Raw genomic sequence first — 14,383 nt, forward strand, 5'->3', positions numbered from 1 at the left:
TCACCAGAATCCGTGCCACAAGTGGCCACTCGGCGCGAAAGACCTACTTGATCTCGGCGATCACGGTGCCCTGGGTGATGGCGGCGCCTGCCTCGACGGCCAGGCCGGTGATCACGCCGTCCTTGTGTGCGGTGACGGGGTTCTCCATCTTCATGGCCTCGAGCACCACCACCAGATCACCCGCGGCGACCTCCTGGCCCTCCTCGACGGCGACCTTGACCACGGTGCCCTGCATCGGGGCGGTCACCGAGTCACCCGACGCGGCAGACGCGCCGCCGCCGCCACGCTTGCGCGGCTTGGGCTTCTTGCGGATCACGCCTGCGGGGGCAGCCCCGCCACCGCCGCCGAGCGCCAGATCGCCGGGCAGCGACACCTCGAGGCGGCGTCCGCCGACCTCGACCACGACGGTCTGCCGCGGGACGGTGTCCTCTTCCTCGATCGGGTCGCCGCCGGTGAACGGCTCGACGGTGTTGTTCCACTCGGTCTCGATCCACCGGGTGTGGACGTCGAACTTCTCGCCGTCACCGATGAACGCGGGGTCGGAGACCACGGCGCGGTGGAACGGGATGACGGTCGCCAGGCCCTCGACATGGAATTCGGCGAGTGCTCGGCGGGACCGTTCCAGCGCCTCTTCGCGGGTGGCGCCGGTGACGATCAGCTTGGACAGCATCGAGTCGAACTGGCCACCGATGACGGAGCCGGCCTCGACGCCGGAGTCCAGGCGCACACCGGGACCGGTGGGAATGTCATAGCGAGTAACTGGGCCGGGGGCGGGCAGGAAGCCGCGGCCGGCGTCCTCGCCGTTGATGCGGAACTCGAACGAGTGGCCGCGCGGGGTCGGGTCCTCGGTGATGTCGAGAGCCTCGCCGTTGGCGATCTTGAACTGCTGACGCACGAGGTCGATGCCGGAGGTCTCCTCGGTGACGGGGTGTTCCACCTGCAGGCGCGTGTTGACCTCGAGGAAGCTGATCAGACCGTCCTGGCCGACCAGGTACTCGACGGTGCCCGCGCCGTAGTAGCCGGCCTCCCGGCATATGCGCTTGGCCGACTCGTGGATCTCCTTGCGCTGTGCGTCGGTGAGGAACGGCGCCGGAGCCTCTTCGACCAGCTTCTGGAAGCGGCGCTGCAGCGAGCAGTCGCGAGTGCCTGCGACGACGACGTTGCCGTGCTGGTCGGCGATCACCTGGGCCTCGACGTGACGGGGCTTGTCGAGGTAGCGCTCGACGAAGCACTCACCACGGCCGAACGCGGCGACGGCCTCACGGACCGCCGATTCATACAGCTCAGGGATCTCTTCGAGGGTGCGGGCCACCTTCATGCCGCGGCCACCGCCGCCGAACGCAGCCTTGATCGCGACCGGGACGCCGTACTCCTTGGCGAACGCGACGACCTCGTCGGCGTCCTTGACCGGATCCGGGGTGCCGGGGACCAGCGGCGCCTGGGCGCGGGCGGCGATGTGCCGCGCGGTGACCTTGTCGCCGAGGTCGCGGATGGACTGCGGGCTGGGCCCGATCCAGATCAGCCCGGCGTCGATGACGGCCTGCGCGAAGTCGGCGTTCTCGCTCAGGAAGCCGTAGCCCGGGTGGATGGCGTTGGCGCCCGACTTCCGGGCGGCGTCCAGGAGCTTCTCGAAGACCAGGTAGGACTCGGCCGAGGTCTGTCCGCCGAGGGCGAACGCCTCGTCGGCGAGCCGTACGTGGGGGGCGTCGGCGTCGGGCTCGGCGTACACGGCCACGCTGGCCAGTCCGGCGTCCTTGGCGGCACGGATCACCCGTACCGCAATCTCCCCACGATTGGCGACAAGCACCTTGGAGATCTTTGAGCTGGCGTGGTTGGCCACGGTGCCTCCTCGGCAGGTTCTCTAAGAATCGTCTTTAAGAATGTATCGCGGGAAGTTTATGCGGCGCTCCTTAAGGCCCGGTGAGCCGGTCCGGTTACCGACAAGTAAGTTTTCGCGGAGTGCCAAGACGGCTTGTCAGAACGGTGACGCGTGGTGCCGTCGATGTGATCACGACCACATTTTTCGTCAACCGATGAGGCCGGTGCGGGTCGCGACCCACGGCAGTTCCTTGGTCAGGGCGGACCGGGCGGCGCCCCAGTCGTGTCGCCCGGAGACCTCCGTGTAGTGGGTGTCCATGCCGCCGGCGCGGGTCGCCTGCAGGACGATGTGCGCGGTCGTCTTGGCGTCGTCATCGCTGGATCCGGCCACGATGGCGCCCGCCGAACCGGTGAACGTGCGGGTGCGGAGCAGATCGAGGGGATCGACGCGGGCGAGTGCGGCGGCATCTCCGCCGAACGCCGCGTCGATGGTGGTCTGCAGATCACCCAGGCTCGGCTCGGCGTCGCCCGAAATATCGAGGAAGGTGGGATACACCTGCGGAAAATTGGTCGCGAGCTGCAACGCGCACGTACCTCCGTATGAGAAGCCGCCGACGGCCCACGCGCTGGGGTTACTGTCGACGTTGAGGTGCGTCTTGACCCACGCGGGCAGATCGACTCCGAGATAGGTCGCCGACTTGCCGAGCTTGGAATCCAGGCACAGCGGATTGGCGAAGTGGCTGCCGGTGGCGTCGGCGACCACCACGACAGGGGCAAGACCGCGATGCGCGGACGCGAAATCGTCCATCAACGCAGCGAGTCGTCCCGCGGTGATCCAGTCCCGCGGGCCACCCGGCTGACCCGGTATCAGCACCAGCACCGGTAGGACCGGTCGCGGATCGGCGAAATATGCTGGCGGAAGGTAGATCTCAGCGGGCCGGGTGGCGAATCCCGACGCCGGTGCTGGTATCACCGTGGCGGTCAGCTGCCCATGTGCTGGCGCGGGAATCCTTGGGTGCCAGTATTTTTCGATGGGTCGCTCGGTGTGGTGCACCGGCGCAGGAGGTGGCAGCTCGGCGAACGGTATCTGGTGGCGGTTGTCGATCCCGAGCGTGTCACGGACCGCGGGATATGCCTCGTAGAAGCGGTTGATCTGGTTCGCGCAGCAGGCTGTGACCAAGACCACAGCCGTCATCGCGGCGATCGAGGGCAACACGCGGCGATCACGGCTGATGCCGACCACGGCGACAGCGAGCGCGAGCACCGCCGTGGCGATCCACGCGTACACCGGAGGTGTCAGCTGATCGGGAAACAGGCGCAGGACGCGGCGCGCGAGATACACCAGCACGACCGTCGCCGCCGCGGACGCCAGCACGCACAGCGCCAGGACCCGAACAGGTGCGGGTCGTCGTATCCGCCACAGCAACCAGCCGCCCGAACCCGCCGCGAGCACCCCCAGCACCGGCGGAATCGGTCCCGACAACAGCGACCAATCAAGAACTTCCACCGCTGTTGTCGACTCCGTTCCAGCCCCTTGGCGACACATCCGCGTTGACTTATAGCCAGCGGACGGCGTGATGTTACCGCCGGAAACTGTGCACAGCCTTGCGCCGAGCAACACAGCCGGTGTCCGGAAGGAGTGCTGAAGACCTGCCGTCAGCGCAGCAGGCCGGGGCTCAGCGCAGGCGGCGCTTGATCCGGGCCAGCATGGCTGACATCCCGCGCAACCGCAGGGGGCTGATCAGCGCCGCCAGGCCGAGATCGCTGTAGAAGTCGTCGGGCACCGCCAGGATGTCCGCCGCGGATTGGCCATCGAGCCCGGCGGCGAGGATCGCCGCGAAGCCCCGGGTGGTGGGAGCCTCGGCAGGCGCGCTGAAGTAGAGCCGGACATGTTCGGGATCGGATGCGTCGACGTCGAGGAACAACGGTGACTGGCACTCCGGCACCGGCTCCATCGAGGCTTCTTCTAGCTCGGGCGGCAGCGACGGTAGATCGTTGGCGAACTCCAGGAGCAACTGCAGCTTGTCCTGGCCGGCCACTTCCTGGAAGCTGTCTCTTTCCTCCGCGAGAGCGGCCGGCATGCTCACTGGGCGGACCCCGGAGCTTCACCTGGGTCGGGGCCGACCGCAACCGGCACCCGTACCGCGTTGCCCCACTCGGTCCACGAGCCGTCGTAGTTGCGCACGCCCGGCAGGCCGAGCAGATGGGTCAGTACGAACCAGGTGTGGCTTGAGCGTTCACCGATGCGGCAGTAGACCACCGTCTTGTCCTCGGGCTTGAGGAACCCGTAGAGCTCCGCGAGCTCCTCGCGGCTGCGGAACTGACCGTTGTCCTTGGCTGCCTTGGCCCACGGGATGGAGCGTGCCGTCGGGATGTGCCCGCCGCGCAGCGCGCCTTCCTCCGGATAGTCGGGCATATGGGTCCGCTCGCCGGTGTATTCCTGCGGCGAGCGCACGTCGATCAGCGGCTGCTTGCCGAGGATGTCGAGTACGTCCTGCTTGTACGCGCGGATCGGCGCGTCGTTGCGCTCCACCACCGGGTAGCCCGAGGTCTGCCGGTTGGGGACGTCCAGCGTCGTGTCGCGGCCGTGGGACACCCACAGGTCGCGGCCGCCGTCGAGCAACCGCACGTCGGGATGGCCGAACAGCGTGAACACCCACAGCGCGTAGGCCGCCCACCAGTTGCTCTTGTCGCCGTAGATCACCACGGTGTCGTCGCGACTGATGCCCTTGCGGTCCATCAATTCGGCGAATTGTTCGCCCGTGATGTAGTCGCGGACATGAGGGTCGTTGAGGTCGGTGTGCCAGTCGATCTTCACCGCGCCCGGAATGTGGCCGGTGTCGTAGAGCAGCACGTCCTCGTCGGACTCGACGATGGCGAGCCCGGGCCGACCCAGATTGCTGGCCAGCCAGTCGGCGGTGACCAGGCGTTCCGGATGGGCGTAGTCGGTCAATGTGGGGCTGGGATCTGCAGGCAGCGGCACAACCATGAGCGTACCGCCGAGAGGGAATCCCCTGCTCGGCGGTGTGGCAGACGATAAATTGCCGCACGGGCCCGGCGTCGGCGGTCATTAGGATCCGGCTATGGGGGTCGCGATCCTATGTCTGCTCATCGGTATCCCGCTCGGGCTGGTGATGCTGTGCAGACCGAAACAGATGTGGCGCGCGACCCAGTCGTGGAAGTTCAAGAACCCCGAAGCCAATGAGCCCAGTGAGGCCGGCTACGCGGTGTCCGCCCTCGGCGGCCTCGTGGTGATCATCGTCGCGATCGGCTTGGCATTCCTGGCATGGACGACGGCGAGCGAGAAGAAGGCGGCGGACGAAAAGCAGCGACAACAACAGGAATGGGACGCCGAAGTCGCGGCGTATGTCCCGCCCGAACCCGAGAGTCGCGGTGCCCTGCCGATCATCGGGTACATCGAGAGACCGCTCACGGACAGCAGTCGTGTCACATACGACGTGTACTACCTGCACCCGCCGAACGTGTTCGACGTCCGCATGAAGCAGATGGCCAACAGCAGGGGCCGGTATCAGTGCGTCAGCCATGCGGGGGTGGACTTTGAGCGACGACAAATCCACACTGCAGGTGACTGCCGGCCTGAGTTGGGAACCCGATGTGCCCCAGCCGGACAGCAGCGCCTCGGACAACTGCCGCGTCGGCGATCTGACATCCAGCGGTGCGATCGACTCATTCACCGCCTACGTCTCGCCGGGCTTGACAGTCATCACCGATTCGCCGATCGTCGATGCCCGCGGAGTCGAACTGAAGGCGGCGGCGCCTGGCAACGCCGTGCCCAAACTCGTCGACATTCCGCGCCGCTAGCGCGCTCGCCGGACAAGTGTTGTGCGGCAGAGCGTTACGGGGCGATCAGGCGGTGTACACGAACTCGTAGGCGACGGCGTACCGGCGCATGGCCTGGCCGGTGCGGCTCTTCATCTGAGAGGACCGGGTACGGAACAGCGACCCGCCGTCCTGGCACCAGGTGACCACCCGCAGCAGGCGCTTGCCGGGGGCGAGTTGCTTGGCGATGACGTCGGCAAATGCGGCGCGCAGCCGCTCCAGATCATAGGTTTCGATGTCGCGTGTCACGCGTACGTCCCACATCGTCTCTTCGACTGGCATGCGGCCCAGTGTCGACCCGCCGGAGCGTGGATCGGAGTCAGCGCCCCGGCGTGCCGCCGCGGAAAAAGGTTGCAATTTGGTCACTGCCGATCGGCGGTATCGGCCCGGTGCTGTCCGCTCGAGACTGCTCTGCCTGCTTCTATGCTGAATTCTGTTGCTATGCAACGTTAATCATCTCTTTTATAGTCATCGCCAATTGCTGTCCAGACGGCGCAACGCGAAATCGACCGCTTGACTGTCCATCCCGTCTGACGCGTAGAGCACGTGAGCCGCGCTGTCGTTGCCGTCCACCGAGCAGATCGGGTCTCCGTTGGCGCACACGTCGATGGTCTTGTCCTTGTACAGCCGGCCGATGGTGATGGGCGGCGCGCCAAACCGATTCAGGAAGTCGTTGGACGGCCTTCCAAACAATGCGACCGCCGCGACGTGGTCGGCGACGCCTGCCGGCATCGGGCCCGTGATGCCCGGTGGCGGGATGTACCCCGCGGGCACGGCATCGGAGGTGATGTAGCCGATCACGGCTGCGCCCTGCGAGTAGCCGCCGAGCACCATCTCGGTGGCGGGGCAGTTCGTGGCCATGTTCTGTACATGCGAGCTGGCATCGATGACGCCGTCGGCCGCGGTCGGAAAGTCCAGACTTGCGGGGTAGTTGACCGCGTAGACACCGACCGAACGGTTACCGAGGCGCGAACGCAGCGAGTCGACGAACGCCTGGCCGGTGTCACCGACGCCCGGTGGTTCGCTGGTACCCCGGGCGAAGACGACCTCGACGTCGGGGCATGGCGCCGCGGCGGCCGAGGGAGTGCCGACCGGCAATCCCAGCAGGGTCGACGATGTCGCGGCCAGCACTGCGAGGGTGCGGCCAGATCTGGTCAGCTGAGCCTTGGTCATCGCGATGCCGGTCATATCCGTCGCACCCGCCTCATGTCACTTCTGAAATACGCTCAAATCGCAATACCCGCTGGTGAGGCAGTCGAAACCCGCAAAATGTCTCCTCTCGGACGGATGGCGCCTGCGCGCGCCGGACTCCGAGTTTGACGAAGCGGGCCGCGGGTATTCAGGCCCCAAAAGAGGAGAGATGCCCGATGAATGCGGCGACATCCGGTCGAGCGGGAGCCAGGGTTCGACTGTCCCACCACGTAATTCGGCTCGAGGACGGACACCAGGTCGGTGTTTCTGTTGGAGGCAGGGGAGTACCGCTGGTTTTTCTGCACGGCCTGGGACTGAGCCGGCGGGCGTACCTCCGGATGCTCAGCCGGGTCGCCGGTCTGGGCTTCCTCGTCGTCGCCGTCGATACCGCGGGCCACGGTGACACCCACGATCTGCCCTGTGACGCAGGAGAACTCAGCGACCGCACCGATCTGGTGATCCGGACCCTCGATGCGCTCGGCATCGAACGAGCGGTGTTCGCGGGGCATTCGATGGGTGGCAGGATGACGATCCACCTCGCGGCCAGCGCGCCCCAGCGGGTGATCGCGGCGATCCTGTTCGATGCCGCCGCGGGCAGTGCCTTCGACACGGCGGTATCGGCCGCCGTGCATTCGCCCCGGGAGATCTGGCGCGCACTGTCCGGAGCGTTGGTCGACCTGTCCCGTGACCCGTTCTGGATGCAGATAGCCTCCGCGAGTAGGTATCTGCGTCTGCTGACCGCTGTCGCGATGGGCAGGTTGATGCCGTCGACGGGACTGACCGGTGCGGCGCGAGCGATCCTGCAGTCGGGGGAATGCACTCCACTGCTGCGCATCATGCGCGATCGGCATATCCCGACGATGGTGGTCCACGGGGATGCCGATGCGATCGTGCCCTTCGAAAGTGCTTGCGACGTCGCAGATGACGCCGATGCCACCCTGTACCGGGTGCGCGACGCCTGCCACTCCTGGCTCATCACCAACCCTCGGCACGGGGCCGATTCGGTGCGTCGACTGCTCGACGGTGCGCTGGGCGACGTCCTTCGTCAGACCGCCGACGCGCTGAGCATCGACGACTGGCGTGACGTCGCGGAGTGGGACCGCGCCCTGGTCGCGGCGGACGCGCGGGTTCGGAAACTGAACGCGGACAGCAACTTACTCGGTATCGATGTGCGTGAGCGGGTCGACATGGAACTGGTGCGCCGAGCCGATCGACGCAGCACTGCCCGCCAGCACGTCACGGCGATGCGCGAGGTGCTGCGACCGAGCGACGCCCGTACCGCATGAGTCGATGTGCGGTCAGGTTTCGGGAGCGTCGTCGCCGTGATGAAGTTGGTCGTGCAGCGCCTCCTGGTCGCTGACCTCCTGGTCTTCGAGATCGATGAAATCCGCCTTGGCGTCGGTGGTAGCCCGGATCAGCTCATCGAGTTTGATCAGGATTGCGGTGGTCTGCCGGTTGGTGGTGTGCTGCAGGACGAACAGCATCGGTAGTGTCACCAGCGCGGCAGCGGAGGCGATGAACACCTGCCACCAGTGGCCGAATCCGGTAGTGGCCCCCCCGATCAGGAACAAAACCGCCGAGCTCGCGATAGCCGCAGCAGCCCAGCGTGATCCGGCGACCCGGCTGGTGGTGTCGAGTACCGCCGTCAAAGCCCGCGGCGTCGTCGCTCGCGTTGCCATCGGCCTGCGCCTCTTCCCGAACATCGAGCCAGCACAGCTGGCCTGCAGCAACGGTGGTACCCCACAGCACCCGGCCGAAACGCGCGGTTTCGTTCGACGACGCGCGGGTACCCGCCGTGCTGATCGATGAAAGGGTTCGCATGGGTGTTCTCGCTGCGCTCACTGTGCCCCTGCAATGGGGTGCGGCTATGCGCCGCCGGCGCGTGTTTCATCCGAACGGAGTTCTGACGACCGCCTCGATCACGCGGCTCGCACCTCATGGTGAGGGCCTCCCGATCGAAGATGCCGTCGGTGTCGTCGTGCGCATTTCCAAGGGCGTCGGAACCCCGGGAAGCTTGCCCGACGTCATCGGGCTCGCGATGCAGTTGCCCGCGCTCCCTTTCGCGGCGACACCGTGGGACATCCTGATGGCCTCGGCCGGAACCGGCACAGCGGGCAGGGTGCTCGGGATTCGGCCGGTGCTCCGGTGGACGGGGCAACCGATGTCTACCTTGATGCCGCTGCGGTACGGCGGTGATATCTGGTGGATCAGCGCCCGAATGACCACGCCCGTAGGTACTTTCGGTGTGTCGCTGGACAGTCTGCGCGAGCGGCTGCGCACCGGCCGCATCGAGTTCGGCATCGAGCAGGCTCGGGGCACCGAGACGTTCCGGCCGTTGGCGAGGCTCACGGCGCGGGGAGTGATGGAAGCCGGCGAAACACCCGATGTCGCCTTCGATCCTGTCCGCCACACCGCACCGGGGGTGCAGTTGATGCCGACGTGGCTGTCGAGGTTGCGCGAACAAGCCTACGACCGCAGCCGGCGCGGCAGGCAGGCCCGCTGAGGGCGACCGCAGAGGGGCCGGCACTGCGCCGGCCCCTCTGGGTTGTCATTACGTGGTCGCCGAATGCTGTTCGTGGGTGAAGGGTTTGTCGCTGTGGACGGCGGGCTCGCCGTCGGGGTTGTTCTCGACGCCCTTGTTCTCCCGCATAGAGCTCCCGAGCCATTCGTCTGCCGGGGACTTGATGTACTTCCACTTCATGCCCTCGGGCCACGGCCCCTGACCCTGGTTCCACGGGCCTCGGACATCCCCGTCGCCGTTGGACATGTTGAAAGCGACGTTCTGGAAGCGGTCGTCGCCCGCCAGCGTGCCGGGCGGGAAATTGACCGGCAGTTCGTTGAGCGCCGCGGTGAACTGCTGGAAGTGCGCGACTTCGCGAGTCATCAAGAACGTCAACGTGTCCTGTACACCAGGGTCGTCGGTGAACTGTTTCAGGTACTCGTAGACGATCTTTGCGCGCGACTCCGCGGCGAGATTGCTGCGCAGGTCCACTGAGGGATCTCCGTTGGCATTCACGTACGCGCCCGACCACGGCACCCCGGCCGAGTTGCTCACATCGGGGCCGCCGCCGGTGAGGGCAAAGTAGAGCGGGTTGACGGCGACCTGATGGATCGCCTGTTCTTTCCCGTCGGCGCTGGCCACCGCGGGCATCCAGTCGCAGCGTTCGTTGGCCAGCTTGAGGTCGTCATTGCAACCATCGAGCAACATCGTGATGGTGGCGCCGACCATCTCCAGGTGGCTCAGTTCCTCGGTGGCGATATCCATGAACAGGTCGTACATCTTGGGATTGCTCTGGCGCAGGATGAACGCCTGGGTGAAATACTGCATCGCTGCTTTCAATTCACCGTTTGCGCCGCCGAACTGTTCCTGCAAAATCGTGGCGAACCGTGGATCGGGCTGATTCACCCGGACTTCGAACTGCAGGTCTTTGTTGTGAACGAACACCGGTACTCCTTGGGCTGGCTCGGATAGATCCCGCTCGCATACCACGGGAAATGCCGCACCAAACCCTCGCGATCAGACCGAAGCCGACGCCTTCCAGAGATCGGCGACCGACACCCCGGCATCGGCCAGCATCCGGCGCAACAACGGCAGACTCAGGCCGATGACATTCGACGGGTCACCCTCGATGCGGTCGACGAACCAGCCGCCCAGCCCGTCGAGCGTGAAACCGCCTGCGACACCGAGAGGTTCGCCGGTGGCCAGGTAAGCCTCCAGGTCCTCGGCTGTCGGGGTGGCGAAATGCACTGTGGTGACTGCCGTTTCGCTGATGCGATGGCTGACGGACCCATCGCGCACCGTCACGACGGCGTGGCCGGTGTACAGCTGACCCGCCTGCCCGGACATCGCCAGCCACTGCTCACGTGCCAGCTCGGGCGTACCCGGTTTGCCGCTCAACCGGCCGTTCAGGAAGAGCATCGAATCGCACCCGATCACCACACAGTCGGTGGCGATCACGGCGGGCAGCCGGGTCACGACATCGTCGGCCTTGGCGGCGGCCAGCTCACCCACCACCAGCCCGGGTGCGGCATCGCCCAGCCCGGCGATGATCGCATCCTCGTCGACACCCGAGACCACCACGAGCGGCTCGATGCCGGCTTGGCGCAGCACACCGAGCCGGCCCGTCGACGCCGAACCCAGGACGACCCTGGTCATCAGTACCGTTTCTTCTTCGCGCAAGCGCTCATCGGTGCTGTTTCTTCTTCGCGCAAGCGCTCATCAGCGCCGGATGTGGGTCCGCTCCAACAACGTCACCCTCTGCCAACTGAAGATCGAGTAACGCAGCTTGTCCACGGGGTGGCCCCACAGATTGCGCTCGCGCAGGGCCGGCCCGGGGGAGCCGCTACCGGCAGCACCCAGGACAGCCATCAGCGCGGCCATGTCCTCGTCGGTCGGGTTGCCGCTGAGCACCTTGATGTGGGCCTCGTGGTCGACCTTGGCTTCGTCCGTCTCGGTGACGGTTTCGTTCGCGCTCACAGCGGCTGAATCGTTCGCCCCGCTCACAGCGGCTGAATCGTTCGCCCCGCTCACAGTGGAATGTTCCCATGCTTCTTCGGCGGCGTCTGCACGATCTTGCGCTCCAGCAGTCTCAGGGCGGTACCGATGTAGCCGCGGGTGTGCGACGGCGGGATCACCGCGTCGACGTAACCCCGCTCGGCGGCGATGTAGGGGTTGACCAAGGTGTCCTCGTAGGTCTGCTGCAGCTCGAGGCGCAGGGCGTCGACGTCCTGCCCCTCAGCGGCCGCCTTCTTGAGGTCGGAGCGGTAGACGAAGCCGACCGCGCCGGACGCGCCCATGACGGCGATCTGCGCCGTCGGCCACGCCACGTTCACGTCGCAGCCCATGTCCTTGGACCCCATCACGCAGTACGCGCCGCCGTACGCCTTGCGGGTGATGACGGTGATCTTGGCGACGGTCGCCTCGCCGTAGGCGTAGAGCAGCTTGGCGCCGCGGCGGATGATGCCGTTGTACTCCTGGTCGGTTCCGGGCAGGAAGCCGGGAACGTCGACCAGCATGACGATCGGGATGTTGAAGCAGTCGCAGGTACGCACGAACCGTGCCGCCTTCTCGGAGGCGTTGATGTCCAGGCAGCCGGCGAACTGGGTGGGCTGGTTGGCGACGATGCCGACCGGGCGGCCCTCGATCCGGCCGAACCCGATGATGATGTTCTGCGCGTAGCCGGCCTGCACCTCGAGGAACTCGTCGTCGTCGAGGATGCGCGAGATGACCTCGTGCATGTCGTACGGCTGGTTCGGCGAATCCGGGATCAGGGTGTCGAGCTCGAGGTCCTCTTCGGTGAGGTTGTCCTCGATGGCGCCCTCCGGTGCAGGAGCCGGGTAGTGCGGCGGCTCGGCGTAGTTGTTCGGCGGCAGGTAGCTCAGCAGGTCGCGGACGTAGTCGAAGGCGTCCTGCTCGCCGGAGGCGACGTAGTGCGCGGTACCCGACTTGGCCTCGTGGGTATGTGCGCCGCCCAGCTCCTCCATGGTGACGTCCTCGCCGGTGACGGTCTTGATGACGTCGGGGCCGGTGATGAACATCTGGCTGGTCTGATCGACCATGACGATGAAGTCGGTCAGCGCGGGGGAGTAGACGTGGCCACCGGCAGCGGCGCCCATGATGAGCGAGATCTGCGGGATGACGCCCGAGGCCAGGATGTTGTTGCGGAAGATCTGGCTGTACAGGCCGAGGGAGACCACACCCTCTTGGATGCGGGCACCTGCGCCGTCGTTGATGCCGATCAGTGGCCGGCCGGTCTTGATGGCCAGCTCCTGCACCTTGACGATCTTCTCGCCGTAGACCTCACCGAGGCTGCCGCCGAACACCGTCGCGTCCTGGCTGAAGATGCAGACGTCGCGGCCGTCGATGGTGCCGTAGCCCGTGACCACACCGTCGCCGAGCGGACGGTTCTGATCGAGCCCGAAGTTGGTGCTGCGGTGGCGGGCCAGCGCGTCCAGTTCGACGAACGAGCCCTCGTCGAGCAGCGCGTAGATGCGCTCGCGGGCCGTCAGCTTGCCCTTGGCGTGCACTTTCTCGACGGCGGCCTCGCCGACGGGATGCAGCGTCTCTTCGGTGCGCTTGCGCAGGTCGGCAAGCTTGCCTGCAGTCGTGTGGATATCCACCTTGTGCTCGGCTTGGGCTTCCGCCGGCTCGGTAACGCTCGTCATGGGTCACGATGCTATCGGTAACCCTAAGATACGTCTAAGAGAGGTGGGCGTGGCGCGCGTCACTCTGCCCGGCTCGGTGTGCTGCATGTGGACTGCCCCCAGTGCGCTGGGCATACCCTCTGGAGCATGACCACGGGGCCGGTTCTCCTGTCGGAACTGGGCACCGATCCCGCATCGGTGCTGCGTCTCGTCGCGCAGTTCGATGCGCTCGAGGAACAAGAGGCCGACGCCGACGCCGCGGTGCGGTTTGCCGCGCTGGCCGCGCAGTGCCCGGTGAGTGTGTGCTGGCCGGGCGGAGCCGTCGTCCGTTATGACGCGTCCGGGCGGCCGGATCCCGTCGGCGGCGACCCGGTGCCCGCGTCGGACGGACCCGAACCGGTGGCCTGGCTGGAACGTGACGGTTCCGGACACCCCCTCGACGACGTACTGCTGGACCGGCTGCGCCGAGTGGTGCGACGGGTCGCCGCGAGAACTGGCGTGAGCGGGACTCCGCATCTGGGTGACCCGGCCTTGCTCGAGGTCGTGCTGTCGGGCAAGGAACACCGCGAAGACCGCGCTCGGGCCATCCGGCTGCTGGGCCTGGACGAGACCAGGCCGACGTGCGTGCTGGCGGCCTCTGGCCATTCGCCGGCCGCGACGGTGCGCCTCATCACCGGTGAGTTGCCCGTGACGACAGTGCGCTCGGCGGTGATCGGGAATGCGACGGCGATCCTCTGTCAGGGGACCTTCGACATGCGAGAGCTTTCCGACCGTCTCGAGCGCGTCGTCGTCGAGCACTTCCCGGCCACGGTGAACACGCACACCGCAGCGGGACCGTGGGTGGGAATCGGTTCTGTGGGAACCGCTTTCAGCGCTTCGACCTCGTGGCACGAAGCCGTGCGTGCATTGCGATTCGCGTCGTCGACCGGATTCGGCAGGCGCGTGGTCGCCTACGAACGCCTCAGCTCGCTGGAGTTGCTGGCAGACCTTCCGATCGATCGGGTGCGGCGCAATCGGGATGTGGCCCGTATCAACGAGATTGCGGCAACGCCCGCGGGCGAACTGGACGTGGAGACCACCGAGGCGTTCTTCGTCTACGGGTCGCTGCGACGGACCGCCGCCGAACTGCACGTGCACCACAGCACGGTCGCGGCCCGGTTGGCGAGGATCCAGGCCCGGATGGGATGGGACTTCGAAGATCCCGTGGACCGCTTCCTGGGCACGCTGGTGCTCATGGTTCGGCGGATCGCGCTGTCATCGGCGGAGCTGGCTGACGCCGATCTGCTCTGAGACGCGATTGTCGGGCGGATTGGCGGCCGCATCGAAACTGAAGCCAGGGACAAACGTGGGCGCACTTTTGTCCCTCAATTCAGTCTCGGCGAGATCGAGG

At 66.5% G+C, this 14,383-nt stretch carries 15 protein-coding genes and 1 pseudogene; 5 read left to right on the forward strand and 11 right to left on the reverse strand.

What is annotated here, in order from left to right; all coding sequences use genetic code 11:
• Positions 1-43: 43 nt before the first annotated feature.
• The 4 genes from RMCB_RS29285 to RMCB_RS29300 all read right to left on the reverse strand — a co-directional run bounded on the left by RMCB_RS29285 (position 44) and on the right by RMCB_RS29300 (position 4,801).
• Positions 44-1,840, reverse strand: a complete 1,797-nt coding sequence (locus RMCB_RS29285) for an acetyl-CoA carboxylase biotin carboxylase subunit (protein ID WP_062831553.1) — start codon at positions 1,838-1,840, stop codon at positions 44-46.
• Between the two features lie 186 nt (positions 1,841-2,026).
• Positions 2,027-3,325 carry an alpha/beta hydrolase gene (locus tag RMCB_RS29290; protein ID WP_234792278.1) on the reverse strand — a complete coding sequence of 433 codons (1,299 nt, stop codon included), beginning with the start codon at positions 3,323-3,325 and terminating at the stop codon, positions 2,027-2,029.
• A 169-nt stretch (positions 3,326-3,494) separates the two neighbouring features.
• A complete protein-coding gene (locus tag RMCB_RS29295) occupies positions 3,495-3,899 on the reverse strand; it encodes a SufE family protein (protein WP_062831555.1) in 405 nt (134 codons plus the stop codon).
• Positions 3,900-3,901: 2 nt separating this feature from the next.
• Positions 3,902-4,801 (reverse strand): sulfurtransferase, encoded by a 900-nt coding sequence (locus tag RMCB_RS29300; RefSeq protein WP_062831677.1) that lies wholly within the window; start codon positions 4,799-4,801, stop codon positions 3,902-3,904.
• 100 nt (positions 4,802-4,901) lie between these two features.
• Here RMCB_RS29300 and RMCB_RS37010 point away from each other — a divergent pair.
• Positions 4,902-5,090: pseudogene (locus RMCB_RS37010) on the forward strand (DUF6199 family natural product biosynthesis protein); the annotation flags it as partial.
• A gap of 286 nt (positions 5,091-5,376) precedes the next feature.
• Positions 5,377-5,640 (forward strand): hypothetical protein, encoded by a 264-nt coding sequence (locus tag RMCB_RS29305; RefSeq protein ID WP_131805591.1) that lies wholly within the window; start codon positions 5,377-5,379, stop codon positions 5,638-5,640.
• Positions 5,641-5,685: 45 nt separating this feature from the next.
• On the opposite strand, the gene RMCB_RS29310 is transcribed toward RMCB_RS29305, so the two are convergent.
• Complete coding sequence (locus RMCB_RS29310) at positions 5,686-5,940, reverse strand: hypothetical protein (RefSeq protein ID WP_232006390.1); 255 nt, start codon at positions 5,938-5,940, stop codon at positions 5,686-5,688.
• A gap of 186 nt (positions 5,941-6,126) precedes the next feature.
• The gene (locus RMCB_RS29315; protein WP_234792279.1) at positions 6,127-6,846 is read right to left on the reverse strand and encodes a cutinase family protein; all 720 of its coding nucleotides are present in this window, start codon (positions 6,844-6,846) and stop codon (positions 6,127-6,129) included.
• Between the two features lie 179 nt (positions 6,847-7,025).
• Between RMCB_RS29315 and RMCB_RS29320 the strand changes: the two genes are divergently transcribed.
• The gene (locus RMCB_RS29320) at positions 7,026-8,135 is read left to right on the forward strand and encodes an alpha/beta fold hydrolase (RefSeq protein WP_062831557.1); all 1,110 of its coding nucleotides are present in this window, start codon (positions 7,026-7,028) and stop codon (positions 8,133-8,135) included.
• Positions 8,136-8,147: 12 nt separating this feature from the next.
• On the opposite strand, the gene RMCB_RS29325 is transcribed toward RMCB_RS29320, so the two are convergent.
• Positions 8,148-8,528, reverse strand: a complete 381-nt coding sequence (locus tag RMCB_RS29325; protein WP_072278569.1) for a low affinity iron permease family protein — start codon at positions 8,526-8,528, stop codon at positions 8,148-8,150.
• A 140-nt stretch (positions 8,529-8,668) separates the two neighbouring features.
• Between RMCB_RS29325 and RMCB_RS29330 the strand changes: the two genes are divergently transcribed.
• Positions 8,669-9,352, forward strand: coding sequence for a hypothetical protein (locus tag RMCB_RS29330; protein WP_062831680.1), 684 nt, complete (start codon positions 8,669-8,671; stop codon positions 9,350-9,352).
• A 48-nt stretch (positions 9,353-9,400) separates the two neighbouring features.
• Here RMCB_RS29330 and RMCB_RS29335 read toward each other — a convergent pair whose 3' ends face one another.
• The 4 genes from RMCB_RS29335 to RMCB_RS29350 all read right to left on the reverse strand — a co-directional run bounded on the left by RMCB_RS29335 (position 9,401) and on the right by RMCB_RS29350 (position 13,014).
• Entirely contained in the window at positions 9,401-10,294 is an 894-nt protein-coding gene (locus RMCB_RS29335) for a manganese catalase family protein (RefSeq protein WP_062831558.1), read from the reverse strand.
• A 72-nt stretch (positions 10,295-10,366) separates the two neighbouring features.
• Positions 10,367-11,008 (reverse strand): Maf family protein, encoded by a 642-nt coding sequence (locus RMCB_RS29340; protein WP_084388649.1) that lies wholly within the window; start codon positions 11,006-11,008, stop codon positions 10,367-10,369.
• A gap of 60 nt (positions 11,009-11,068) precedes the next feature.
• Entirely contained in the window at positions 11,069-11,353 is a 285-nt protein-coding gene (locus RMCB_RS29345) for an acyl-CoA carboxylase subunit epsilon (protein WP_062831681.1), read from the reverse strand.
• Between the two features lie 23 nt (positions 11,354-11,376).
• Positions 11,377-13,014 carry an acyl-CoA carboxylase subunit beta gene (locus tag RMCB_RS29350; RefSeq protein WP_029367797.1) on the reverse strand — a complete coding sequence of 546 codons (1,638 nt, stop codon included), beginning with the start codon at positions 13,012-13,014 and terminating at the stop codon, positions 11,377-11,379.
• A 126-nt stretch (positions 13,015-13,140) separates the two neighbouring features.
• On the opposite strand from RMCB_RS29350, the gene RMCB_RS29355 reads away from it, so the two are divergent.
• Positions 13,141-14,283, forward strand: a complete 1,143-nt coding sequence (locus RMCB_RS29355; RefSeq protein WP_062831560.1) for a PucR family transcriptional regulator — start codon at positions 13,141-13,143, stop codon at positions 14,281-14,283.
• The last annotated feature ends 100 nt before the right edge of the window (positions 14,284-14,383 follow it).

Origin of the sequence: Mycolicibacterium brisbanense (genome assembly GCF_001570425.1) — a bacterium.
In the GTDB taxonomy this organism is placed as follows: Bacteria; Actinomycetota; Actinomycetes; order Mycobacteriales; family Mycobacteriaceae; genus Mycobacterium; species Mycobacterium brisbanense.

Bases quoted from the DNA above. Each gene is read 5' to 3' on its own strand.
- RMCB_RS29330 (WP_062831680.1), top strand. From the start codon at position 8,669: ATGGGTGTTCTCGCTGCGCTCACTGTGCCCCTGCAATGGGGTGCGGCT.
- RMCB_RS29320 (WP_062831557.1), top strand. From the start codon at position 7,026: ATGAATGCGGCGACATCCGGTCGAGCGGGAGCCAGGGTTCGACTGTCC.
- RMCB_RS29355 (WP_062831560.1), top strand. From the start codon at position 13,141: ATGACCACGGGGCCGGTTCTCCTGTCGGAACTGGGCACCGATCCCGCA.
- RMCB_RS29315 (WP_234792279.1), bottom strand. From the start codon at position 6,846: ATGACCGGCATCGCGATGACCAAGGCTCAGCTGACCAGATCTGGCCGC.
- RMCB_RS29295 (WP_062831555.1), bottom strand. From the start codon at position 3,899: ATGCCGGCCGCTCTCGCGGAGGAAAGAGACAGCTTCCAGGAAGTGGCC.
- RMCB_RS29325 (WP_072278569.1), bottom strand. From the start codon at position 8,528: ATGGCAACGCGAGCGACGACGCCGCGGGCTTTGACGGCGGTACTCGAC.
- RMCB_RS29310 (WP_232006390.1), bottom strand. From the start codon at position 5,940: ATGCCAGTCGAAGAGACGATGTGGGACGTACGCGTGACACGCGACATC.
- RMCB_RS29350 (WP_029367797.1), bottom strand. From the start codon at position 13,014: ATGACGAGCGTTACCGAGCCGGCGGAAGCCCAAGCCGAGCACAAGGTG.